Origin of the sequence: Mycolicibacterium madagascariense (assembly GCF_010729665.1) — a bacterium.
In the GTDB taxonomy this organism is placed as follows: domain Bacteria; phylum Actinomycetota; class Actinomycetes; order Mycobacteriales; family Mycobacteriaceae; genus Mycobacterium; species Mycobacterium madagascariense.
The window spans coordinates 5084726-5107428 of record NZ_AP022610.1; the positions used below are offsets into that span (position 1 = coordinate 5084726).

At 69.6% G+C, this 22703-nt stretch carries 23 protein-coding genes; 8 read left to right on the forward strand and 15 right to left on the reverse strand.

Annotation, left to right across the window (positions count from 1 at the left end; translation table 11 throughout):
- Nucleotides 1-4 precede the first annotated feature (4 nt).
- The 4 genes from hsaB to hsaA are packed head-to-tail and all read right to left on the reverse strand — an operon-like array spanning nucleotide 5 to nucleotide 3543.
- Nucleotides 5-568 (reverse strand): 3-hydroxy-9,10-secoandrosta-1,3,5(10)-triene-9,17-dione monooxygenase reductase subunit, encoded by a 564-nt coding sequence (gene hsaB, locus G6N60_RS24085; protein ID WP_163741963.1) that lies wholly within the window; start codon nucleotides 566-568, stop codon nucleotides 5-7.
- Nucleotides 569-572: 4 nt separating this feature from the next.
- On the reverse strand, nucleotides 573-1472 hold the full coding sequence (gene hsaC, locus G6N60_RS24090) for an iron-dependent extradiol dioxygenase HsaC (RefSeq protein ID WP_163741966.1): 900 nt from the start codon (nucleotides 1470-1472) through the stop codon (nucleotides 573-575).
- The gene (hsaD, locus tag G6N60_RS24095) at nucleotides 1469-2359 is read right to left on the reverse strand and encodes a 4,5:9,10-diseco-3-hydroxy-5,9,17-trioxoandrosta-1(10),2-diene-4-oate hydrolase (RefSeq protein WP_163741968.1); all 891 of its coding nucleotides are present in this window, start codon (nucleotides 2357-2359) and stop codon (nucleotides 1469-1471) included. Before hsaD ends, hsaC begins: the two co-directional genes overlap by 4 nt.
- The gene (gene hsaA, locus G6N60_RS24100; RefSeq protein WP_163741970.1) at nucleotides 2359-3543 is read right to left on the reverse strand and encodes a 3-hydroxy-9,10-secoandrosta-1,3,5(10)-triene-9,17-dione monooxygenase oxygenase subunit; all 1185 of its coding nucleotides are present in this window, start codon (nucleotides 3541-3543) and stop codon (nucleotides 2359-2361) included. Before hsaA ends, hsaD begins: the two co-directional genes overlap by 1 nt.
- 171 nt (nucleotides 3544-3714) lie before the next feature.
- Between hsaA and G6N60_RS24105 the strand changes: the two genes are divergently transcribed.
- Entirely contained in the window at nucleotides 3715-4773 is a 1059-nt protein-coding gene (locus tag G6N60_RS24105) for a ferredoxin--NADP reductase (protein WP_246240999.1), read from the forward strand.
- A 36-nt stretch (nucleotides 4774-4809) separates the two neighbouring features.
- The gene (locus G6N60_RS24110) at nucleotides 4810-5349 is read left to right on the forward strand and encodes a hypothetical protein (RefSeq protein ID WP_163741972.1); all 540 of its coding nucleotides are present in this window, start codon (nucleotides 4810-4812) and stop codon (nucleotides 5347-5349) included.
- A gap of 7 nt (nucleotides 5350-5356) precedes the next feature.
- Here the strand turns inward: G6N60_RS24110 and msrA are convergent, their stop codons facing one another.
- A complete protein-coding gene (gene msrA / locus G6N60_RS24115) occupies nucleotides 5357-6106 on the reverse strand; it encodes a peptide-methionine (S)-S-oxide reductase MsrA (protein WP_163741974.1) in 750 nt (249 codons plus the stop codon).
- 101 nt (nucleotides 6107-6207) lie between these two features.
- Between msrA and msrB the strand changes: the two genes are divergently transcribed.
- A complete protein-coding gene (gene msrB / locus G6N60_RS24120) occupies nucleotides 6208-6729 on the forward strand; it encodes a peptide-methionine (R)-S-oxide reductase MsrB (RefSeq protein WP_163741976.1) in 522 nt (173 codons plus the stop codon).
- 4 nt (nucleotides 6730-6733) lie between these two features.
- Here the strand turns inward: msrB and G6N60_RS24125 are convergent, their stop codons facing one another.
- Nucleotides 6734-8857: an acyl-CoA dehydrogenase family protein gene (locus G6N60_RS24125; RefSeq protein ID WP_163741978.1), complete on the reverse strand. Its 2124-nt coding sequence runs from the start codon at nucleotides 8855-8857 to the stop codon at nucleotides 6734-6736.
- A gap of 199 nt (nucleotides 8858-9056) precedes the next feature.
- Here G6N60_RS24125 and kstR point away from each other — a divergent pair, with 199 nt between their 5' ends.
- Together kstR and otsB are read left to right on the forward strand one after the other, a co-directional pair.
- Nucleotides 9057-9755 carry a cholesterol catabolism transcriptional regulator KstR gene (kstR, locus tag G6N60_RS24130; RefSeq protein WP_163741980.1) on the forward strand — a complete coding sequence of 233 codons (699 nt, stop codon included), beginning with the start codon at nucleotides 9057-9059 and terminating at the stop codon, nucleotides 9753-9755.
- A 3-nt stretch (nucleotides 9756-9758) separates the two neighbouring features.
- Complete coding sequence (gene otsB, locus G6N60_RS24135; protein ID WP_163741982.1) at nucleotides 9759-10511, forward strand: trehalose-phosphatase; 753 nt, start codon at nucleotides 9759-9761, stop codon at nucleotides 10509-10511.
- On the opposite strand, the gene G6N60_RS24140 is transcribed toward otsB, so the two are convergent.
- The 4 genes from G6N60_RS24140 to G6N60_RS24155 are packed head-to-tail and all read right to left on the reverse strand — an operon-like array spanning nucleotide 10508 to nucleotide 14764.
- On the reverse strand, nucleotides 10508-11602 hold the full coding sequence (locus tag G6N60_RS24140; protein WP_308206208.1) for a threonine aldolase family protein: 1095 nt from the start codon (nucleotides 11600-11602) through the stop codon (nucleotides 10508-10510). The genes otsB and G6N60_RS24140 overlap by 4 nt on opposite strands.
- Nucleotides 11599-12609 carry an aldo/keto reductase gene (locus G6N60_RS24145; protein ID WP_163741994.1) on the reverse strand — a complete coding sequence of 337 codons (1011 nt, stop codon included), beginning with the start codon at nucleotides 12607-12609 and terminating at the stop codon, nucleotides 11599-11601. The genes G6N60_RS24140 and G6N60_RS24145 overlap by 4 nt, the downstream gene beginning before the upstream one ends.
- Nucleotides 12606-13250, reverse strand: a complete 645-nt coding sequence (locus tag G6N60_RS24150) for a cyclase family protein (protein WP_163741996.1) — start codon at nucleotides 13248-13250, stop codon at nucleotides 12606-12608. The genes G6N60_RS24145 and G6N60_RS24150 overlap by 4 nt, the downstream gene beginning before the upstream one ends.
- Nucleotides 13247-14764, reverse strand: coding sequence for an APC family permease (locus G6N60_RS24155; RefSeq protein ID WP_163741998.1), 1518 nt, complete (start codon nucleotides 14762-14764; stop codon nucleotides 13247-13249). Before G6N60_RS24155 ends, G6N60_RS24150 begins: the two co-directional genes overlap by 4 nt.
- Nucleotides 14765-14945: 181 nt before the next feature.
- Here G6N60_RS24155 and G6N60_RS24160 point away from each other — a divergent pair, with 181 nt between their 5' ends.
- Entirely contained in the window at nucleotides 14946-15848 is a 903-nt protein-coding gene (locus G6N60_RS24160; protein ID WP_163742001.1) for a LysR family transcriptional regulator, read from the forward strand.
- On the opposite strand, the gene G6N60_RS24165 is transcribed toward G6N60_RS24160, so the two are convergent.
- Nucleotides 15845-16945, reverse strand: coding sequence for an Rv3575c family transcriptional regulator (locus G6N60_RS24165; protein WP_163742003.1), 1101 nt, complete (start codon nucleotides 16943-16945; stop codon nucleotides 15845-15847). The two genes, G6N60_RS24160 and G6N60_RS24165, sit on opposite strands and share 4 nt — an antisense overlap.
- Before the next feature lie 353 nt (nucleotides 16946-17298).
- Nucleotides 17299-18114: a sulfurtransferase gene (locus G6N60_RS24170; RefSeq protein WP_163742005.1), complete on the reverse strand. Its 816-nt coding sequence runs from the start codon at nucleotides 18112-18114 to the stop codon at nucleotides 17299-17301.
- A gap of 23 nt (nucleotides 18115-18137) precedes the next feature.
- On the opposite strand from G6N60_RS24170, the gene G6N60_RS24175 reads away from it, so the two are divergent.
- Together G6N60_RS24175 and G6N60_RS24180 are read left to right on the forward strand one after the other, a co-directional pair.
- On the forward strand, nucleotides 18138-18902 hold the full coding sequence (locus tag G6N60_RS24175) for a LamB/YcsF family protein (protein WP_163742007.1): 765 nt from the start codon (nucleotides 18138-18140) through the stop codon (nucleotides 18900-18902).
- The gene (locus tag G6N60_RS24180) at nucleotides 18902-19822 is read left to right on the forward strand and encodes an MBL fold metallo-hydrolase (RefSeq protein WP_163742009.1); all 921 of its coding nucleotides are present in this window, start codon (nucleotides 18902-18904) and stop codon (nucleotides 19820-19822) included. The genes G6N60_RS24175 and G6N60_RS24180 overlap by 1 nt, the downstream gene beginning before the upstream one ends.
- A 9-nt stretch (nucleotides 19823-19831) precedes the next feature.
- On the opposite strand, the gene rlmB is transcribed toward G6N60_RS24180, so the two are convergent.
- The 3 genes from rlmB to ispF are packed head-to-tail and all read right to left on the reverse strand — an operon-like array spanning nucleotide 19832 to nucleotide 22695.
- Nucleotides 19832-20770, reverse strand: a complete 939-nt coding sequence (rlmB, locus tag G6N60_RS24185; protein WP_163742011.1) for a 23S rRNA (guanosine(2251)-2'-O)-methyltransferase RlmB — start codon at nucleotides 20768-20770, stop codon at nucleotides 19832-19834.
- Nucleotides 20771-22189, reverse strand: a complete 1419-nt coding sequence (cysS, locus tag G6N60_RS24190; protein WP_163742014.1) for a cysteine--tRNA ligase — start codon at nucleotides 22187-22189, stop codon at nucleotides 20771-20773. It lies immediately after the preceding gene.
- 29 nt (nucleotides 22190-22218) lie between these two features.
- On the reverse strand, nucleotides 22219-22695 hold the full coding sequence (gene ispF, locus G6N60_RS24195) for a 2-C-methyl-D-erythritol 2,4-cyclodiphosphate synthase (RefSeq protein ID WP_163742016.1): 477 nt from the start codon (nucleotides 22693-22695) through the stop codon (nucleotides 22219-22221).
- Nucleotides 22696-22703 lie beyond the last annotated feature (8 nt).

Below are 22703 nucleotides of genomic sequence, written 5' to 3' on the forward strand. Positions count from 1 at the left end.
CCCGCTACAGCCAGGTGTCCGCGGTCGTCGTGGTGAGGAACGCATCGAGGTCGTCGCGCCACTGGGCGGGCGAGTTCTTGTCCGGCTCGATGCCCGTGTACTCCCCGCGGTAGAACAGCAGCGGCCGGGGCTTCGTCTTCGGAGGTTCCGACAGTGCGTGCACTGCGCCGAACACGACGAAGTGGTCGCCGCCATCGTGCACCGAGGCCACCGTGCAGTCGATGTGCGCCAGCGTGCGGTCGATCACCGGTGACCCCAGATGCGAGGGATGCCAATCGATTCCGGCGAACTTGTCGGGTTCGCGCGAACCGAAGCGAGCCGAGACGTCCTTCTGGTTCTCGTGCAGGACGTTGACGCAGAATTTACCGCTCGCCTCGATGGCCTGCCACGACCGCGACACCTTGGTCGGGCAGAACAGCACCAGCGGCGGATCCAGCGACAGCGCGGCGAAGGACTGGCAGGCGAACCCGACGGGCACGTCCTCGTGCACGGTGGTGATGATCGTGATGCCCGTGCAGAACTGACCGAGCACGTTGCGGAACGCGCGGGGGTCGATCGAGGCGGTCACGGGACTACTTGAAGCCGATGCTGAAGTCGTGACCCCACAGGCTGACCGCGGTGCTCTCGCGGGCGACCCACTTGTCGTCCTCGACTTCGAGTCCCTCGCAACCGAATTCGACGTCGAAGCCGCTCGGGGTCTTCATGTAGAACGACAGCATCTTGTCGTTGACGTGACGGCCCAGCGTCGCCGACATCGGCACCTTGCGGCGCAGCGCGCGGTCGAGCGCCAGCCCGACGTCGTCGGCACTCTCCACCTCCATCATGAGGTGGACGATGCCGCTGGGGGTCTCGCCGGGCATGAACGCCAGGCTGTGGTGGCGCGGGTTGACGCCGAAGAAGCGCAGCCACGCGGGCGGGTCCCCGGCCTCGCGACCGACGAGCTGCGGGGGCAGTCGCATCGAGTCACGCAGCCTGAAGCCCAGCACGTCGCGGTAGAAGTGCAGCGACTCCGCGTCGTCCTTCGTGGTCAGCACGACGTGACCGAGACCCTGCTCCTCGGTGACGAACTTGTGGCCGTAGGGGCTGACGACCCGGCGGTGCTCCAAAGCGGCGCCGTGGAACACCTCGAGCGTATTGCCCGACGGGTCCTGGAAGACGATCATCTCGTCGACGCGGCGGTCGGCGAGCTCGGCCGCGGTGGCCTCCTTGTACGGCGTGCCCTCCACGTCCAGGGCGCTGCGAATCTCTTGCAGGCCAGCGGCATTGGCCGTCTCCCAGCCCGACTGCATCAGCCGGTCGTGCTCACCGGGGACGATCACCAGGCGGGCGGGGAATTCGTCCATCCGCAGATAGACCGCACCCTCGGTCTGACCGGAGCCCTCGACCATGCCGAGCACCTTCAGCCCGTACTCGCGCCAGGCGGGGACGTCGGTCGACTCGATGCGCAGGTATCCCAAGGATCGGATGCTCACGAGGATCCCCCTAGAAAATCTATTGTCAGCTTGTTGAACTCGTCGAACTTCTCGAGCTGCGCCCAGTGCCCGCACTGCCCGAAGACGTGCAGTTGCGCGCGGGCGATCTGCTTGAGGGCGACCAGCGCGCCGTCGAGGGGATTGACTCGGTCCTCGCGACCCCAGATCAGCAGCACCGGCTGGCGCAGCTTGTAGACGTCACGCCACATCATGCCGAGCTCGAAGTCTGCGCCCGCGAACGACTTTCCCATCGCCTTGGTCGCCGCGAGCGACTCGGGCTGGCTGGCGATGGCGAAGCGTTCGTCGATCAGTTCCTCGGTGATGAGCTTCTGGTCGTAGACCATGATGCGGAGGAACTTCTCCAGGTTCTCGCGGGTGGGGTCGACCGCGAACTTGCCGAGCAGCTTCACGCCCTCGGTGGGGTCGGGGGCGAAGAGGTTGATGCTCAGGCCGCCGGGACCCATCAGCACCAGCCGGCCCGCGCGCTTCGGGTTGTCGAGTGCGAACCGCACCGCGGTACCGCCGCCCAGCGAATTGCCCACCAGCGCAGCACGTTCGATGCCGAGCTGATCGAACAGGTTCAGCAGCGCGGTCGCACTGTAGCGGTTGTACTGCTCGTGCTCGGTGTGCTTGTCGGAGAACCCGTATCCCGGCTGATCGACCGCGAGGACGTGGAAGTGCTGGGCCAGCACCGCGATGTTCTTCGAGAAGTTCGACCAGCTGGACGCCCCGGGTCCACCCCCGTGCAGCAGGACGACGGTCTCCGAATTGCCTACGCCCGCTTCGTGATAATGCAGGCGCATGTCGTCGCGCACCTGGGCGTACCGGGACGTCGACTCGAAGGTGATCTCCTGCTGGTTCTCGACTTCCTGCGCGAAGGACGTCATCAGACCATCGTGTCCGCGGGAGGCAGCCCGAACGCCTCGTTCCCGAAGATGAGGTAGGCGCGCTCGGGCTCGTTCGCGGCGTGCACGCGACCGGCGTGGGCATCGCGCCAGAACCGCTGCACGGGCTTGTCGGTCTCGAGCGCCGTCGCGCCCGACGCCTCGAACAGCAGGTCGATCGACGAGATCGCGCGGGCGGTGGCGCGCACCTGGTCGCGGCGGGCGCGGGCGCGCAGCTCGAACGGAATCTCCTTGCCCTCCTTGAGGAGTGCGTATTCCTCGCCGACGTTGCCGATCAGCTGACGCCAGCCCGCATCGATGTCACTGGCCGCCTCGGCGATGCGGACCTTGGCGAACGGGTCGTCCTTGGACTTCTCGCCGGCGAACGCCGCGCGCACGCGCTTGCCCTGGTGCTCGACGTGCGCGTCGTAGGCGCCGTAGGCCATGCCCATGATCGGCGCCGAGATGGTCGTGGGATGCACTGTGCCCCAAGGCATCTTGTAGACCGGCGCGGTGTTGTTCGTCAGTCCGCCGGCGGTGCGGTCGTTCATCGACTTGTAGGACAGGAACCGGTGTCGCGGCACGAACACGTCCTTCACGACGATCGTGTTGCTGCCGGTGGCCTTGAGTCCCACCACGTGCCAGACGTCGTCGATGCGGTAGTCGGTCCGCGGGATGAGGAAGCTGCCGAAGTCCACGGGGCGACCGTCCTTGATGACGGGACCGCCGAGGAAGGCCCACGTCGCGTGGTCACATCCCGACGACCACTGCCACGCGCCGCTGACCAGGTAGCCGCCGTCGACCACGGTGCCCGCACCCATGGGGGCGTAGGACGAGGACACCCGGACCGTCGGATCGTCGCCCCAGACCTCGTCCTGAGCCTGCTGGTCGAACAGCGCGAGGTGCCAGTTGTGCACGCCGATGATCGAACTCACCCAGCCGGTGGATCCGCACGCGCTGCCGAGTCGGCGCACCGCTTCGTAGAAGACGGTCGGATCGCACTGCAGCCCACCCCACTGCTCGGGCTGCAGCAGCTTGAAGAATCCGGCCGCGTCGAGGTCGGCGATCGTCTCGTCGGGGATGCGGCGAAGGTCCTCGGCGGCCTGCGCCCGCTTGGCGATCAGCGGCAACAAGTCGTCGATGCCGTCTAGGACCGATTGCACGTCGCGTTGTTCAATGGACGTCATTGGTTGCCTCCGAACGCTGTGGGGCTGGTAGCCGAACTCAACAAAGATTAGAACACGTTACGATTCGTGTCGAGTATGGCTTTCCTGCGGCGGCTAGACCTGCGGAAGCAGGTTTTTGTAACATGTTCTAGTTTTGACCCGCCGGACCCCTCGGCAGATGGAGGATCGACCGTGATCGACGAGCCGCTCGGCACCCACGTGCTCGAGCTGCAGCTGGCCCGCGTCATCGACGAGACCGCCGACGCCCGGTCGCTGGTGTTCACGGTGCCGGACGGGGCGCAGATTCCCGCCGACAGGCTGCGCCACGCCCCCGGTCAGTTCCTCACGCTGCGGGTGCCCAGCGAGCGCACCGGCTCGGTCGCCCGCTGCTACTCGCTGTCGAGTTCGCCGTACACCGACGAGGCCCTGACCGTCACGGTCAAGCGCACGGCTGGCGGCTACGCGTCGAACTGGCTGTGCGACAACGCCCACGCCGGCATGCTCGTCCACGTGCTCGCCCCGTCGGGCACCTTCGTCCCGAAGGACCTCGACTCCGACTTCCTGCTGCTGGCGGCGGGCAGCGGCATCACCCCGATGATGGCGATCCTGAAGTCGGCGCTGTCGGAGGGCACCGGCACGGTCACGCTGCTCTACGCCAACCGCGACGAGCAGTCGGTGATCTTCGCCGCCGCGCTGCGCGACCTGGCCGCCGAGCACCCGGACCGCCTGACCGTCGTGCACTGGATCGAGAGCGTGCAGGGACTTCCGACCGCGGCGGCGTTGACCAACCTGGTGCGCCCGTTCGCCGATCGCGAGGCGTTCCTGTGCGGGCCGGGCCCGTTCATGGTGGCCGCCGAACAGGCGCTGGTGGCCGCCGGCGCCGCGCCGGAACGGATTCACGTCGAGGTGTTCAAGTCGCTGGAGTCCGACCCGTTCGCCGCCGTCGTGATCGAGGAGGACGACGGCGACGAGGGCCCGGCGACGGCCGTGGTCACGCTCGACGGCGTAACCCAGGAGGTGCGCTGGCCGCGCAGCGCCAAGCTGCTCGACGTGTTGCTCGACACGGGTCTCGATGCGCCGTTCTCGTGTCGTGAGGGGCACTGCGGAGCCTGTGCCGTACTCGTCAAGAACGGCCGGGTCGACATGGAGGTCAACGACGTCCTCGAGGCATCCGACCTCGACGAGGGCCTGATCCTGGCGTGCCAGGCCCGGCCCGCATCGGATTCCGTCGAAGTCACCTATGACGAATGACGCGCGGGCTAGCATTCGCTGAAATTTGGAGGAGACGTGAATCGGTTCGCGGGAAGTCTCGTGGCGGTGCTGGCGCTCGCCGCCGTCTCGCCGGTTGCCCAGTGCGCCGCGGCAACCAATAGCGCGGTGAGATCGATCGCCGTGGACGACACGACGACGCTGGAGATCCACACCACCGCCAACTGCGTGAAGGCCGACAACCAGTGTTACTTCGACACCGCGGCGAACCTGCGCGGGGCCGACGGCGCCTACCTCCCGTTCCCCGACGACGTCTACGGTCGGCAGAACACCACCGTGCGCTCCACCGATCGACTGGTGTACGTGGCCGACTCGGACTTCAACGCCCCCAACACGCGAATGTTCAAGTCCATCAACGACGTCGAGTTCGCGACCGTGTACTTCGGCGGCGGTCCGCCGGAGAAGTTCATGGTGCACGGCAACACCCGCACGGTCGACTGGAGCACGGGTCAACCGCGGACCGACGCCGGTTACATCGTCTGCGCCCACATCCAGATCGTGTACGGGGCCGTCAACCTCACCTCGCCGGACGCCTGCGCGCAGACCACCTACGCCTGAGCCGTCGCTACTGGTCGATCTTGCCGACGAGCACCGGCTGCGCGCGGTACTCGGTGGGGAACGACTGCTTGAGGGCATCGATCTTGGGCATGTCGTTGATCGCGATGTACGGGTACGACGGGTTCGAGTTCAAGAAGTCCTGGTGGTACTGCTCGGCCGGGAAGAATCCGGTGTCGGGCGCGACCTTGGTGACGATCGGATCGGGGAAGACCGCCGCGTTCGACAGCTGAGCGAGATAGGCGTCCGCGACGCGCTGCTGGGTCGGGTTCTGCGCGAAGATCGCCGAACGGTACTGCGTCCCCTCGTCGGGCCCCTGCCGGTCGAGTTCGGTGGGATCGGTGACGACGGAGAAGTAGATCCGCAGCAGTTGCCCGAAGGTGACCTGGGTGGGGTCGTAGGTGATGCGCACCGACTCGGCGTGCCCGGTGGTGCCGGTGCTGACCGTCTCGTAGTCGGCCGTGTCCTTCGTGCCGCCCGCGTAACCGGACTCGGCCTGCGTCACGCCGACGACGTGCTGGAAGACCCCCTGCACGCCCCAGAAGCACCCGCCGGCCAGCACCGCGGTCTCCGAGTGGGCGCCGGTCACGGGCTCGTCGACGGCGGGAGCCGGAACGACGCGGGGCGACGACTCGTCGATGCCGGCGAGCACCGCGGGAGTGGGGAGGGTCCCCGACTGGACGCCGAGGAACGCTGCGGCCGCCACGCCGAGCACCGCCAGTCCACTGCCGACGGCCAGCCGGGCACGGTTCTTCGCCATCCCACCAGTGTCCAGCCGGCACCGGGACAAGACCACCGACGGTTGTTACCGGATGCTGACGAAAACGGGCCCGCCCGCCGGCGCCGCCTAGCGTGGACGCCATGACGGCCCCACCACGCGCAGCCCTGACCCGTCGACACCTGCTGGTGGGCGCGGTACTGGTCGGCGCGGTCGCGGGCTGCGGATCGCTGCGCGACGTCGCGGGCGCGGACACCCCGAAGGACTCCACGGAGACGTTCCCGGTCAGCCATTCCGACGCGGTGTGGCGCCAACTCCTGACCCCCGAGCAGTACGACGTGTTGCGCAACGCCGGCACCGAGGCGCCGTACTCCAGTCCGCTGAACGACGAGCACCGAGCGGGCACGTTCGGCTGCGCCGGCTGCGCACTCGACCTGTTCTCCTCGACCACCAAGTTCGACAGTGGCACCGGTTGGCCGAGTTTCTGGAAGCCCTTGGACGACGCGGTGATTCAGAAGCAGGACGATTCGATTGGCATGTCGCGCACGGAGATTCGCTGCCGACAGTGCGGTGGGCATCTCGGCCACGTATTCGACGACGGCCCCCAGCCGACCGGGCTGCGCTATTGCATGGACGGCGTCGCGATGACCTTCCGCCCCGCCTGAGCGATCAGCGCGGCAGGCCGAGGAGTCGCTCGCCGGCGACGGTCAACAGGATCTGCTCGGTGCCGCCCGCGATCGACAGGCAGCGGGTGTTGAGCCAGTACCGCACGTCGGGTGAGTCCACGATGCCCGACCCGTCGTGGGAGTCCATGATCGTCTCGGCCAGTGACTGCCGGTAGCGCACGCCGATCAGCTTGCGCACGCTCGACGCGGCACCGGGATCGTGTCCGCCGACGGCCATCTGCGCGATGAGCCGGTCCAGCAGTGCCCCCACCTGTGCCGCGACGATGAGCACGCCGAGCCGATCCTCTTCGGCGACGTCGATCTCGCGTCCGTCGACGACGTCGAGCAGGTGTTCCATGCCCTTGTCGAGCGCGCCGCCGGACGCCATCGCGACCCGCTCGTTGGCGAGCGTCGTGCGCGCCAGTGGCCAGCCGCCGTCGACCGGGCCGACCACCATCTCGTCGGGCACGAAGAGGTCGTCGAAGAACACCTCGTTGAAGAGCTCGTCGCCGGTGATCTCGCGCAGCGGCCGGATGTCGATGCCCGGCGAGCGCATGTCGACCAGGAAGTACGTGATGCCCTTGTGCTTGGGCGCATCCGGGTTGGTGCGCGCCAGGCAGACGCCCCAGTCGGCGCGGTGCGCGTTGGACGTCCAGACCTTCTGGCCGGTCAGCTTCCACCCGCCCTCCGCGCGAACGGCCTTGGTGCGCAACGACGCCAGGTCCGAGCCGGCCCCCGGCTCACTGAACAGCTGACACCAGTACACGTCGCCGGTCAGCGTGCCGGGAATGAACCGCTCGATCTGTTCGGGCGTGCCGTGCTCGAGGATCGTCGGCGCCGCCCACCACCCGATCGAGATCTCCGGACGGACGACGCCACCGGCGGTCAGCTCCTGATCGATCACCAGCTGCTCGGCCGGAGATGCGGAGCGCCCGTACGGCTTTGGCCAGTGCGGCGCCATGAGCCCGGTCTCGGCCAGTGCGCGCTGACGCTCGGCCTCGGGCAGCGCGGCGATGTCGGCGACCGTGGCCGCGACCTCGGGCCGGATGCTCTCGGCGTCGGCGACGTCGACGAACAGCTGCCGGCGCACGCCGTCGCGCGTCAGCCTGGCGCTGCGGCGCAACCACTTCGACCGTCCACCGAGGAACTGGGCATTGGCGTAGGCCCGCCGCAGATACAGGTGGGCGTCGTGCTCCCACGTGATGCCGATGCCGCCGAGCACCTGGATGCAGTCGCGGGCGTTCAGCTTCTCGGCGTCGATGCCGATCGCACTGGCGACCGCCACGGCGATGGACAGCTGCGAGGGGTCGGCATCGTCGACGGCGCCCGCGGCGTCCGCCGCCGCCACGACGATCTGCTGGGTGCGCAACAGCATCTCGGCGCACATGTGCTTGACGGCCTGGAAGCTACCGATGGGCTTGCCGAATTGCTCACGTACCTTGGCATATTCGGTGGCCGTGTCGAGCAGCCAGCGGGCGAGCCCGGCCGCCTCCGCCGCGAGCACGGTCGCGGTGAGGTCGACGACGCGTTGATGGGACAGATCGATTCGGGTGGCCGGTGCGGCGGACAGCTCGACGCTCGCCAGGGGACGCGAGAAGTCGGTGGCCTCCAACCTCTGCACGGTCACGCCCGCGGCGGTGGCGTCGACGTAGATCCAGTCCTGTCCGGCGGGCAGGACGAGCACCCCGTCGACGACCCCGCCGAGCACGAACTTCGCCGAACCGGTGGCCGTCGACCCGTCGAAGGCGATGTCGGAGGACATCGCGACGCCCGCGGTCCGCCGTCCCGAGACGAGCGCGTCGAGCACCTTCTCGTCGGTGATCACCAGGGTCGCCAGCGCGGTCGTGGCGACCGGGCCGGGCACCAGGGCCGCGGCGGCCTCGTCGACCATGACGCAGAGGTCCTCCACCCCCGCGCCCGCACCGCCGAGTTCCTCGGGCACGGCGACGCCGAAGATGCCCAACTCGGCCAGACCGTCGTAGCCCGCGCGCCAGCCCTCGGGGTCGCCCCGCTCGACGCTGCGGACCGCCGCGATGGCGCCCGACGTGGCAGCCCAACCGCGCACCAAGTCCCGCGCAGCAAACTGCTCATCGGTAATCGTGGCGGATACCGCACCTGTGTGAGCCATCGTCGGGCCCTCCTTGGCCTCGGAGAGAAGGCCATGCTTCTCACTAGAACGTGTTCTAATGGTGACATCGTTCGAACGTCAAGTCGACTGGTATCGCAGCAGCACACGTCGACTGTCCGGGGGCACGGAGGTGGGAAATTTCGGGATCGCGTGCGTATCGTTTTCACCCAGTGCGTACTACGAAGGAGCTGCCCGCCCCATGTCCAGCTCATCAATCTCAGCAAGGGAGCCCGCAGCTACCGACCCGGGATCGGGTTCCGGTAGCGCCGCAGGCCCGCGCCAGGTGACGAACGTGGCCGTCCTCGCCGAGTCGGAACTCGGCTCAGAAGCGCAGCGCGAACGCCGCAAGCGGATCCTCGACGCGACCCTCGCTATCGCCTCGAAGGGCGGTTACGAGGCAGTTCAGATGCGTGCGGTCGCCGAGCGCGCGGACGTCGCCGTCGGCACGCTGTACCGGTACTTCCCGTCCAAGGTGCACCTGCTGGTGTCGGCGCTCGGCCGCGAGTTCGAACGCATCGACGCCAAGACCGACCGGGCCTCCCTGACCGGCGGCACCCCGTACCAACGGCTCAACATGATGGTCGGGAAGTTGAATCGCTCGATGCAGCGCAACCCGCTGCTGACCGAGGCCATGACGCGGGCCTTCGTGTTCGCCGACGCCTCCGCCGCAGGTGAGGTTGATCACGTCGGCAAGCTCATGGACTCCATGTTCGCGAGGGCGATGAGCGATGGCGAGCCGACCGAGGACCAGTACCACATCGCCCGCGTCATCTCCGACGTGTGGCTGTCGAACCTGCTCGCCTGGCTGACCCGGCGGGCATCGGCGACCGACGTCAGCAAGCGTCTGGATCTGGCCGTGCGGCTCCTCATCGGCGACGGCGAGCACCCTAAGATCTGAGCGGTGACGAACCTGCCGTCCGATCTCGAGAAGGCCCTCGACGACGCCGCGGCCACCCCGCGCCTACTCGTCGCCTCCGACTTCGACGGCACCCTCGCACCCATCGTCGACGACCCCGCCAAGGCCCGGCCGCTGGCGCGTGCCGCCGCGGCTCTCGTCGCGCTCGCCGAGCTGCCCTCGACCGACGTCGCACTCGTCTCGGGACGTGCGCTGGCCGTGCTGCGCGAGTACTCGGGGATGCCGGCGAGCGTGCACCTCGTCGGCAGCCACGGCGCGGAATTCGACACCGGCTTCGCCCACGACGTCGACGACGCGTTGCTCGCCACGATCACCGCCGAACTCGAGACCATCGCCGAGGGCCGACCCGGCGTGACCGTGGAGACCAAGCCCGCCAGCGTCGCCGTGCACGTCCGCAACGCCTCCGCCGAGGACGGGGCGGCGGCACTGGACGAGGCCCGCGCCGTCGGCGAGGCCGCGGGCACCGAGATCACCTCGGGCAAGGCGGTTCTCGAGTTCGCCGTCATCTCCACCGACAAGGGTGAGGCCGTCGACATCCTGCGCGAGCAGACCACCGCCACCGCCGTGACGTTCTTCGGCGACGACGTCACCGACGAGAAGGCCTTCCGCCGGATGCGCACCGCCGACGTCGGGGTCAAGGTCGGATCCGGGGAAACGCTTGCGCGACACCGGGTTTCGTCACCCGACGACGTCGCGGCCGCACTGGAGCATCTGCTGCGACGACGACGCGACCGCTAGCCCCCGGCGAGCACCTCGCCCAGGGTGGCGACGAAGTGGTCGACGTCGTCCTCGGTGGTGTCGAACGACGTCATCCACCGCACCGCCGCACCCGCGGTGTTCCAGTCCGAGAAGCTCACCCGCGTGCGCAGCGCCGCCTCGGCGTCGGCGGGCAGCACCGCGAACACCGCGTTGGCGTCGACCTCGTGCTGGACCGTGACCCCGGGCAGCTCGGCGACCGCCGTCGCCAGTCGCTGCGCCATGGCGTTGGCGTGCCGGGCGTTGCGCAGCCACAGATCCGTGCCCAGCAGGGCGTCGAATTGCGCTGAGATGAAACGCATCTTCGACGCCAGCTGCATCGAGGTCTTGCGGGCTCGTTCCAGGCCGGGCGCCGCCTCCGGGTTGAGCACCACCACGACCTCGCCCAGCAGCAGTCCGTTCTTGGTGCCCCCGAAGCACAGCACGTCGACGCCCACGTCGGTGGTGATGGCACGCAGCGGACGGTCCAGGGTCGCGGCCGCGTTGCAGAGCCGCGCTCCGTCCATGTGCACGGTCATGCCGGCCCGGTGGGCGCGATCGCAGAGGGCCGCCAGCTCGTCCACCGAGTAGAGGGTGCCGAGCTCCGTGGACTGGGTGAGGCTCAGCACCTGCGGACTGGCCTGGTGGACGCCGTCGCGACGCGGGAGGGCGGCGTCGAACAGTCCGGGCGTGAGCTTGCCGCTGTCCGTCGGGACGGCGAGCAGCTTCAGCCCGCCGACGCTCTCCGGCGCGCCGCCCTCGTCGACGTTGACGTGCGCCACCGATGAGCAGACCACGGCCGCCCACCGCGTCGTCATCGCCTGCAGCGCAACGACGTTGGCGCCGGTGCCGTTGAACACCGGGAAGGCCTGGGCCGCGCTGCCGAAGTGTCGTTGAAAGATCGCCTGCAGCCGTTGAGAATTCGCATCCGCGCCGTAGCTGTACTGGTGTCCGAAGTTGGCGGCCGCGATGGCGGCGAGCACTTCTGGATGGACGCCGGAACAGTTGTCGCTGGCGAAACCGCGCAGTGCCGAACCCGCCGGGGGCGGGTCGACCAGGGAGGAGGCGCGTTCGGCCGCGGAGCCGGCGGTCACGCGGACGGCACCAGGCGCTGCGGCACCCCGCACTCCCGGTCCAGGGCGGACCAGAGCTCCTCCGGAATGGACAGGCTCAGCCAGTCGACGTTCGCGCGCACCTCCTCCGGGGTGCGGCAGCCGACCAGGACGCTGACCACCGCGGGGTGCCGGAACGAGAACTGCAGGGCGGCCGCGGCGAGCGGAACGTCGTGTCCGGCACAGACTTCGGACATCCGGCGCGCCCGCTGCACGTGCTCCGGTGACGCCGGGGCGTAGGCGTAGGCCAGGTTTCGCCAGGGATCGGCCAGGATGCCGCTGTTGAAGACGCTGGCGGCGATGACGTCGACCCCGCGCTCGTAGGCCAACGGCAGCAGCGTGGTGACGGCGCCGTGGTCGAGCAGCGTCGTCCGACCGGCGATCAACGCGCAATCGACGTCCGCCTCGCGGACGACCCGCACGGCGGTCTCGGTGAAGTCGGTGGCGATGCCGACCGCCCCGACCACGCCCTGCTCGCGCAGCGCGCACATGGCCCGGCACGCTCCCTCGATCGCGGCGTCGACGTAGTCGTCGGGATCGTGCACGTGGACGATGTCCACGCGATCCAGACCCAGCCGGTCCAGGCTCTCCTCGATCGAGCGCATCGCCGCGTCGTAGGAGAAGTCGAACACCGGAACGGCCTCGCCGGTGTCCTTGTAGAGGGGTTCCCCGCCGAACAGCGGTGCGTCGACGTTCGGGTCCTCGGCCGGGTCGGCGCCCGTCCGCAGCAGCCTGCCCACCTTGGTCTCGACGGCGTAGGCGCCCCGGTCGATCCGGACCAGCACCTCGCCCAGCCTGCGCTCGGCCACACCGTAGCCGTAGAGCGGAGCCGTGTCGAAGAACGCGATCCCCGCCCGGTGCGCCTCCTCGATGGTCGCGTGCGCCGCAACCGAACTCACCGCGTCGAAGAGTCCGCCCAACGGGGCGGTACCCAGCCCCAGCCGGGTGACGGCGACGTCGCGGATCCGTACCGGGTCGTCCGCTCTCATGACGATCGGTCCACCATCGCGACGGCCCGCACCGGACTCCCGTCGAGACCGACGAGCCTCAGCGGCATGACGATCAGTTCGATCTGAGGGGGCAGCAACGCCGTCGCGGCCAGGTTCTCCACGATGAGGACGCCACCGCCCAGCAGGATGTGGTGGGCCTCGGCGCCGTCGGCATCGACCGACGGACCGTCGATGCCCACCAGGACGACGCCGGAATCCACGAGGTGTCGCGCCAGCGGCGGATCGATGAAGGTGTGGTTGCGGAAGTAGTCGTCGGTACCGTCGTTGGCGCGCTCACTCCACCCGGTGTGCAGGATGACCCGCCGGGACGTGATCGGAGGGAATCCGCGCAGGGTGATGCGGCGGCCGACGGTGGCGATCCGGGCGTCGACGACCTGGGCCGGCCCGATGAGCACGCTGAGCGAAAGTCGTTCCACCGTCGCTCCGTTCGGTACGAAGTGCGACGGTGCGTCGAGATGGGTGCCGCAGTGCGAGTCGATCGTGATCATCGTGCCGTCCCACCCGTTCTCCTCGATGGTGGAGTACGAATCAAGCCGTGGCGCAACGTGATCCGGGCGATTGGTGGGCATCGTCGGGCTGATGGGCATGGACAGGTCGATCAACGTTCGCGCGGTGGTCATCGTGGTAGGTCACTCGGCTCGAAGGCGACATCGCGCTGTTCGTCGTTTTCGGCCGCCGTGGCGACGTCGGCATCGGCCGCGAGCACCTCGGGGTGTCTGAGGCGCAGATACAGCAGCCAGGCGCCACCCAGCATCAGCCACACGACGACCGCCACCTGCACGGAGCCTCCATAGGTCCAGCCGGACTGCCACAGCGACCCGAGGTAGGACTTCTCGACCACGAAGCCGACGACGAGGATGCCGATCACCGGGACCACGCCGTTCATGACGACGTGGAACCGAGCGCGTCGATGGCGCAGGTGGAAGACGATGTTCGAGACGTTCACCGCGAGATAGGTCAGCAGGGCGAGCGACGATGCGAAGGTGGCCGACCAGTTGTACTGGTTGCTGGTGCCGAGGAGCGCGCCGAGCAGCACCGTGACGACCACGGTGACGACCAGCCCCAGGGTCATCGCGTGGCGTGGCACGCGGGCCTTGGCGTCGACGACTCCGAGCCATCGCGGCGCGACGCCCTGGCGCCCCATGGCGTACAGGGCGCGGCTGCTCGCCACGTTCTGGGAGACGAAGATGGCCAGGATCGACGTGAACGCGATCACCGAGATGACCAGATCCCCGGCACCGCCCCAATAGCGTTGGGCGATGGCCGAAGCCGTGGTGCCCCCGCCGTTGACGACGTCGGCGACCTCGGTAGGGGACAGTGCCGCGACGAACCCGACGCCGGTGACCATCCAGTACGTGCCGACTGCCACCACGCCGACGATCGTGGCGATCGGAATGTACTTGCGCGGTGAGTGGGTCTCCTCGGCCATGCCGGCGATGGCGTCGAACCCCACGTTGCCCTGGATGCCGAAGATGAGGGCGACGAAGATGGCGGCCGTACCGCCGGTCGCCGCACCGGGAGTGAAGGTGTGCGCGGCATCGCTGAGGCCGAACTGACCGGCGCTGCCCTTCACCACGAAGATCGTGATCATCAGCGCCAGCACGACGATCGACTCGACGAGCATGAAGATCAGCGTGCTCTTCACGCTGACGTCGATCCCCCGGTAGTTCACGGCCACCACGATCGCGGCCATCAGGAGCACGCCCACCACCCACGTGAGAAAGCCCGTGGGAACGCCGATTTGGGCGAGGATCGCGTTGAAGTACAGCGCCCCGATACCCGGCAGCACGACCTGCGCCAGCAGATAGAACCCGTTGAGGATCCATCCGGTGTAGACGCCCCACACCGGTCCGACCGCGCGCCGCATCCACGTGTAGGCGCTGCCGCTGCTGGGCAGCGACCGCGACATCGAGGCATAGGACAGTGCCGTGGGCAGCGTGACCAGCATCGCGATCAGGAAGATCAGCGGCACGACGTTGCCCGCCGCCATCGACGTGGGGGCGAAGTTGAAGTAGAGACCGCTGGCGGGCGACATGATGACCGCCCCCATCAGGCCCGCTCCGACCCAACTCATCGAGTTGGCCTTCAGCCGAGGTTCCGAGGGGGCGGGGTGGGCGGGTGGTGCAGAACTCATCGGATCACTCCAGGATCTCGGGCTGCCGCACTGCGACGAGCCGATACGTACAGCGACATGGCGTCGTCGGCGGCACGTCGGTGTGCGTGCGTTCAGCGTGAAGGACCGGACCCGTCAAGTAAAGTGACGAATCGTGACGCCGCGCATCAATAATCTTGAAATACCGGATTTGAAGCTGCTGGTGAGCTTCATCCGCGTGGCCAGACTGCGCTCGATCAGTGCCGCCGCCAGCGAGCTCGGATACGTCCCTTCCGCTGTCTCTCAACACATCTCGGCACTCGAGCGGGCGCTGGGTGGCACGCCGATCTTCATCAGGAACCCCGGGGCCCAGCTGCAGCTGACGGCCGCCGGCCGAACCCTCTTCGAGCATGCCTCCAACCTCCTGACGGCCGCGACGGTGTTCACCGACGGTGCCAGGACGCTTTCGATGGGCACCGGCATCGAGATCCGGGTCGGTTCCTACGGCTCGGCGCTGAGCCATCTCCTCATCCCGGCGATGCAGACGATGCGCGCCGAGGGCAGGCCCACGCCGCTGCGCGCCATCGAAGCCGAACCGGCCGACGGACTGACCCTGGTCGAGCAGGGCGAACTCGACGTCCTGATCGCCCACCGCTACCTGCCCGAGGATCGCCTCCGCCACTCCAGCCGACTGCGCGTCCGCACCCTCGGCATCGAGCCGGTGCAGATCGCGGTCTCGGCTGGGCTACCCGAACCCCAACGGACGCTGCAGCATTGCCTCGACAGCGGATGGGTGGCGGGTGGGCCGCAGTTCGCCGATCGCCGGCTGCTCGAACGATGGTGCGCAAGCCTCGGCACCGAGCCCCGAATTGCGTTCGAGACGGACGACTTTCACATCGGCGTCGAGGCCGTGGCCGCGGGGCTGGCCGTCGGTCTGATACCGGCCACCGTCGTGAACGGCATCGGAAACGCCGAGCGTCTGGCGGTCGTACCGGTCGCCTCCCCCTCCGTGCCCCTCAGTCGCGAAGTGATCGCACTCATTCGAACGGATGCGGTCATCACCGAGATCGACGAATTCCTCGACGAACTCGAGCGAGGCATCGCCGCGACCAATGCGCTGGGCTAGCCCCTTGGCCCCGAGGTGCGGCCGCGCACCAGCTCGGTGTCCAGCACCTCGACGACCGGAAGCCCCGACCGCGGGGGGTCGTGCAGCAGATGGCCTGCGCGACGGCCCTTTTCGACACCGGGCTGCCGAACGGTGGTGAGCCCCCGCGCCAACGCGTCCGGCACCCCGTCGAATCCGGTCACCGTCATCTGGCCGGGCACGTAGATGCCGTTGGCGCGCAGGTGGTCCATCGCCGAGAGGGCGAGCACGTCGGTGGTGCACATCAACGCCGTGATGCGCGGATTGATCTCCAGCGCCAGCTCGGCCGCCGCGCCACCGGAGCTCGGCAGGTGGTCGTAACTCTCCACCACCGTCAACGAATCCGGTTGCAGGCCAGCCGCTTTCATCGCATCGAACACCCCGTGGATGCGATCGCGCTGCACGTGGAAGTGCGGCGTCTGCAGACGCTCGGGATCGGCGACCGCGGTCGTGGCGGACCCGTGCGGCCAGTCGCGCCCCAATCGCATGGTCAGCAGCCCGATCTCGGCGTGCCCGAGACCCATCACGTACTCGGCGACACTGCGCATCGCGGCGCGGTCGTCGATGCACACCCGCGACGCGCCGGGCACGTCCCTGGGCTGGTCGACAACGACGACCGGCAGCGCACGCTGCGCGACCACCTGCAGATACGGGTCGTCGTCGGACGCCGAGTACACCACGAATCCGTCGACCCCGGCCGAGAGCACCGCGGCGGTACCGTCACTGACGCTGCGGTTCGGGCCCGCCGCGACGAGCAGCAGCCCCTGCCCGACGTCCTCGCACGATTCGGCGAGCCCCGCGACGAAGTCCAGTGCCGCGGGATCGCGGAAGGAGTAGTTGAGCGCCTCGGTGATGATCAGTCCCACCGCGCCCGCCCGCCGCGTGCGCAGTGAGCGCGCCACCGGGTCGGGCCCGGCGTACCCGAGCCGCTTGGCGGTCTCCAGCACGCGCTCGCGGAGATCGGCCGATAGCTGGTCGGGACGGTTGTAGGCGTTGGAGATCGTGGTGCGGGAGACCTTGAGCTCCGCGGCGAGGGAGGCCAGGGTGGCGCGTCGGCGCGGCACGGGACCCCTGGACATGCTCCATGACGCTAGCCGATGGGTTGCGATTCTCGGTGGCGACGGGCCCGACGCCCGATCGGGGTCCGACGACGTGGCGTCAGACCCCGACCCGGCCTCGACGGAGCTCGCCCCCGTGGATGGCGTCGACCCCCCAGACGACACCACCCCGAGCTCCCTCTTCGGTTCCGGTCCCCCCGGCCCGGACTCCCCTGGACGACGCGTCGGAGGCACCGCCTCAGGCGACCCTCCCGGTTGCCCCCTGTCACATCGTCCTCGTAGATGATGACCCACGGACCGGGTCCAGCGAATCAGGGATTTCCCTACGTTTCAGCCAGCCGACACCCCATGCCCCCCGGCGGGCAGCGGGTCGGTCAGGCTCCGGTGGCGACGGCCCGGCCCGGCTCACCGGACCACTGCGACCACGAGCCGGGGAACAGCGCCGCGTCGACCCCGATGGCCGCCAGCGCCGCCACGGCCACCGACGCGGTCACCCCGGACCCGCAGTACGCAGCGTCGATGCCGGTCAGAAGGTCCTCGAGGGCGGCGTCGGGCAGGAACGCGCCGCCGGCGTCGAGCAACGAGGTGCTGGGCACGTTGCGCGCACCGGGGATGTGACCGGCGACCGCATCCACCGGTTCGACCTCGCCGCGGAACCGTTCCGGGGCCCGGGCGTCGAGCAGCCGGGCGCCGAGTGACGCCGCGGCGTCGGCCCCCACCGTCGGCAACGCTCCTGCGTAGAGGTCGGCGTGAGCGACGTCGACGTTGCCGGGGACCGGTGTGACCACGCCGGACTCGAGTGCGCCCCGCCACGCGGCGAGCCCGCCGTCGAGGATGCGGACGTTCGCGAGACCCGCCGCCCTGAGGACCCACCAGGCGCGCGCCGAACCCGCGCGGTTCCAGTCGTCGTAGACCACGACGGCGCTGTCGGCGTCGATGCCCCACCGCCGCGCGGCCTCCCGAACGGCCGGCCCGGACGGCAGCGGATGCCTGCCCCGACCGGTCACCGAGTGGTCGGTCAGGTCGTCCTCCAGCGACACGTACACCGCGCCCGGCAGGTGGCCCGCCGCGTAGGCGGCGCGGCCGTCGGGCTGCGTCAGCTGCCACCGGACGTCGAGCAGGACCGGCGGCGTTCCGTCGTCGACGAGCCGGGCCAGTTCGCTAGCCGTGATCAGTACCTCGGAGCGCACGCCCCGAACGTACGCTTGTCGACGTGCCCAAGCCGACCGTCGACCTCAACGCCGATCTCGGCGAGGGCTTCGGGGTGTGGCGACTGGGTGACGACGACGCCATGCTCGACATCGTCACCAGCGCGAACGTGGCGTGCGGGTTCCACGCCGGCGACCCCGCCGAACTGGCTCGGGTGTGCCAGGCGGCCGCGCAGCGCTCGGTGCGCGTCGGGGCGCAGGTCAGCTACCGCGACCTGGCCGGCTTCGGCCGGCGCTACATCGACATGGCACCCGAGGACCTCACCGCCGACGTGATCTACCAGATCGGTGCCCTGCAGGCGCTGGCCACCGCGGCGGGAACGACGGTGACCTACGTCAAACCCCATGGGGCGCTGTACAACACGATCGTCACCGACCGCGCCCAGGCGGACGCCGTCGCCGCGGCCGTGCACGCGGTCGATCCGCGGCTGCCGGTCCTGGGCCTCGCGGGTTCGGCCTTCTTCGCCGCGGCGGAGGAACTCGGGCTGCGCACCGTGCCGGAGGCCTTCGCCGACCGGGCCTATCGCCCCGACGGGCAGCTGGTGTCGCGTCGCGAGCCCGGCGCGGTGCTGCACGACGTCGACGACATCGCGAACCGGGTCGCCTCGATGGTCGGCGACGGCCGGGTACGCGCCGTCGACGGCTCGACCATCCCAATCACCGTGAAATCGGTGTGCGTGCACGGGGATTCGCCGGGAGCCGTCCGGATCGCCACCGCCGTTCGGGACCGGCTCGCTGCCGACGGCGTCACCCTGGAGGCATTCACCTGATGCGACTCAAGCTCGGCAGGCCCAACCTCGACGACTACCGCGACCGGTTCGACCAACCGGTCGCGACGTCGAGCTCCCCGCTCACGGTCACCTGGGCCGGCGTCACGACGCTGCTGATGGACGACGGCCACTCGGCGCTGCTGACCGACGGCTTCTTCTCGCGCCCGTCGCTGCTGACCGTCGGCGCCCGCACGCTGGCGCCGTCACTGCCCCGCATCGACGGCAGCCTGGCCCGCCTCGGCGTGCAGCGACTCGATGCCGTCCTGCCCGTCCACACCCACTTCGACCACGCGATGGACTCCGCCGTGGTCGCCGGGCGCACCGGCGCGGCGCTGGTCGGTGGTACGTCGGCGGCGCACCTCGGACGCGGCGCCGGACTGCCCGAGGACCGGCTCGTCGTCGCCACGCCCGGATCGACCATGGAGCTCGGCGCCTACGACGTCACGCTGATCCTCGGCGATCACTGCCCGCCCGACCGCTTCCCCGGCACGATCACCGGACCCGTCGTCCCGCCGGTGAAGGCCTCGGCGTACCGCTGCGGCGAAGCCTGGTCGACGCTGATCCGCCACCGCGCCACCGACCGGCGCCTGCTCATCGTCGGCAGCGCCGGCTTCGTGCCCGGCGCGTTGAACGGTCACCGCGCCGACGTCGTCTACCTCGGCGTCGGTCAGCTGGGGCTGCAGCCCGAACGCTACGTCGTCGACTACTGGACCGAGGCGGTCCGGACCGTCGGCGCGCGGCGGGTCGTCCTGATCCACTGGGACGACTTCTTCCGGCCGCTGCACCAGCCGGTGCGGGCGCTGCCGTATGCCGCTGACGACCTCGACTCGTCGATGCGGGCGCTCACCCGGCTGGCAGCCGAAGATGGCCTGCCCCTTCACCTTCCGACGCTCTGGGAGCGCGCCGACCCGTGGGGCTGACCCCCAGAACTACCGGCGCTGGCGGGCGATCTCGGCGAGCACCACGCCGGCCGCGACCGACGCGTTGAGCGACTCCGTCGGCCCCGCCATCGGGATGGAGACGATCGCGTCGCAGTTCTCGCGCACCAGCCGCGAGAGGCCCTTGCCCTCCGAGCCGACGACCACGACCGTCGGGCCGGAGGCGTCGAGCTCGTCGAGGTGCGTGTCGCCGCCGGCGTCCAGGCCCACCACCTGCAGGCCCTCGTCGGACCAGCTCTTCAACGTCCTGGTCAGGTTGGTGGCCCGGCCGACGCGCAACCGTGCCGCCGCGCCGGCACTGGTACGCCAGGCGACCGCCGTGACCGACGCCGATCGGCGCTGCGGAATCAGGACGCCGTGCCCGCCGAACGCGGCCACCGAACGCACGATCGCGCCGAGGTTGCGCGGGTCGGAGATGTTGTCGAGCGCCACCAGCAGTGCGGGCGTCGAGTCGTTGGTCGCCGCCCGCAGCAGATCGTCGGGATGGGCGTAAGCGTAGGGCGGCACCTGCAGCGCGATGCCCTGGTGCAGGCCGTTGGCGGCGATGCGGTCCAGATCGTGCTTCTGCACCTCGAGGATCGCGATCCCCGTGTCCGCCGCGCGCTGCACCGACTCGGTGAGGCGCTCGTCGGACTCGGCGCCGAGCATCACCCACAGCGCGGTGGCGGGCACCCCCGCGCGCAGGCATTCCAGGACCGGGTTGCGGCCGAGGACGACCTCGGTCTCGTCGGTCTTCTTGTGCCGCCCCTGGTCCTTTCGGGCCGCGGCCGCGGCCCGCTTGCCCGCGGGGTGGTGGGGCCGGGCGTGCGCAGGGGGCGTCGCACCCTTGGCCTCCAGGCCGCGGCGGCGCACGCCGCCCGAACCGACCTGCGGGCCCTTCTTGGTGCCCGCCTTGCGCACTGCGCCGCGCCGCTGGGAATTGCCAGCCATCTACTTGTCCCCGTCCAGAAGCGTCCACTGCGGCCCGTCGGCGGTGTCGGTGACCTCGATGCCAGCCGCCTTGAGCCGGTCGCGAATTCGGTCGGCCTGCGCCCAATTCCGCTGCTCGCGCGCTTCGGCCCGACCCGCCAGCGCCCACTTCACCAGCTCGTCGATCGCGGCGAGCGCGGCCGACGTCTCGTCACGCGACTCCCATCGTTCGTCGAGGGGATCGCAGCCGAGGATGCCCATCATCGCCCTGATCGACCTGGCGTGCGACATGGCCGCGTCGTGGTCGCCTGCGTCCAGGGCCCGGTTGCCCTCGGCACGGCACGCATGTACCTCGGCCAGCGCGGCGGGCACCGCCAGATCGTCGTCGAGCGCCGCGCCGAACTTGGGCGTCCAGTCCCCCGGCACGACCGGCCCCACCCGGTTGCGGACCCGGTGCAGGAAGTCCTCGATGCCGGTGTAGGCCTTGACCGCATCCTGCAACGCCGTCTCGGAGAACTCGAGCATCGAGCGGTAGTGCGCGCTGCCGAGGTAGTAGCGCAGCTCGGCGGCCCGCACCCGCTGCAGCACCGCGGGGATCGACAGCACGTTGCCGAGCGACTTGCTCATCTTCTCGCCGCCCATGGTGACCCAGCCGTTGTGCAGCCAGTACGAGGCGAAGCCGTCGCCCGCCGCCCGCGCCTGAGCGATCTCGTTCTCGTGGTGGGGGAAGACGAGATCCATGCCGCCGGCGTGGATGTCGAACGCCGAGCCCAGGTACGTCTCGCACATCGCGACGCACTCGGTGTGCCAGCCGGGGCGGCCGCGACCCCACGGCGTCGGCCAGGACGGTTCGCCCGGCTTGGCGCCCTTCCAGAGCGTGAAGTCGCGCGGGTCGCGCTTGCCGGTCGCGACGCCCTCACCCTGGTGCACGTCGTCGATCCGGTGCCCGGACAGCTGGCCGTAGTCGGGATAGCTCAGGACGTCGAAGTAGACGTCGCCGCCGCCGACGTAGGCATGACCGGCCTCGAGCAGGCGCTCGATCAGCTCGACCATCTGGGTGACGTGCCCGGTCGCCCGCGGTTCTGCCGAGGGCGGCAGGACGCCGAGCGCGTCGTAGGCGGTGGTGAACGCCCGCTCGAATGTCGCGGCCCACTCCCACCACGGGCGACCGGCGTCGGCGGCCTTGGTGAGGATCTTGTCGTCGATGTCGGTGACGTTGCGGACGAACGCGACGTCGAAGCCCTTCGCCGTCAGCCAGCGGCGCAGGACGTCGAAGGCGACGCCGCTGCGCACGTGCCCGATGTGCGGGAGGCCCTGCACGGTGGCGCCGCACAGGTAGATCGACGCGTGTCCGTCGCGAAGCGGCGTGAAGGCACGCACGGCACCGGTCATGGTGTCGTGGAGTCTGAGGCCCTCGGGACGGCCCCCGCGTTCGGTCACGACGGGCCAGCTTACCGGCCTGTCAGAGCTCAATCGTCCATCCCAAGCACCAGGGCGGTCGCAATCGCCGCCAAGCCTTCGCCGCGGCCCGTCAGCCCGAGACCGTCGGTCGTCGTCGCCGACACCGAGACCGGCGCGTCCAACAGCGCGGACAGCACGTTCTGCGCCTCGACCCGACGGGGTCCCACCTTGGGCCGGTTGCCGATGACCTGCACCGCGGCGTTGCCGACCCGGAACCCTTCGGCGGCCAGCAGGCCGTGCACGTGCCGCAGCATCGCGGCGCCGCCGACCCCGCGCCATTCGTCGCGATCGGTGCCGAAGACCGAGCCGAGATCACCCAGACCGGCGGCACTCAGCAGGGCGTCGCACAGCGCGTGCGCCGCCACGTCACCATCGGAGTGACCCGCGCAGCCGTCGGCGTCGTCGAACTTCAGACACAGCAGCCAGCACGGACGACCCGGCTCGATCGGGTGGACGTCGGTCCCCAGACCGATTCTGGTATTCAATGCCGCAC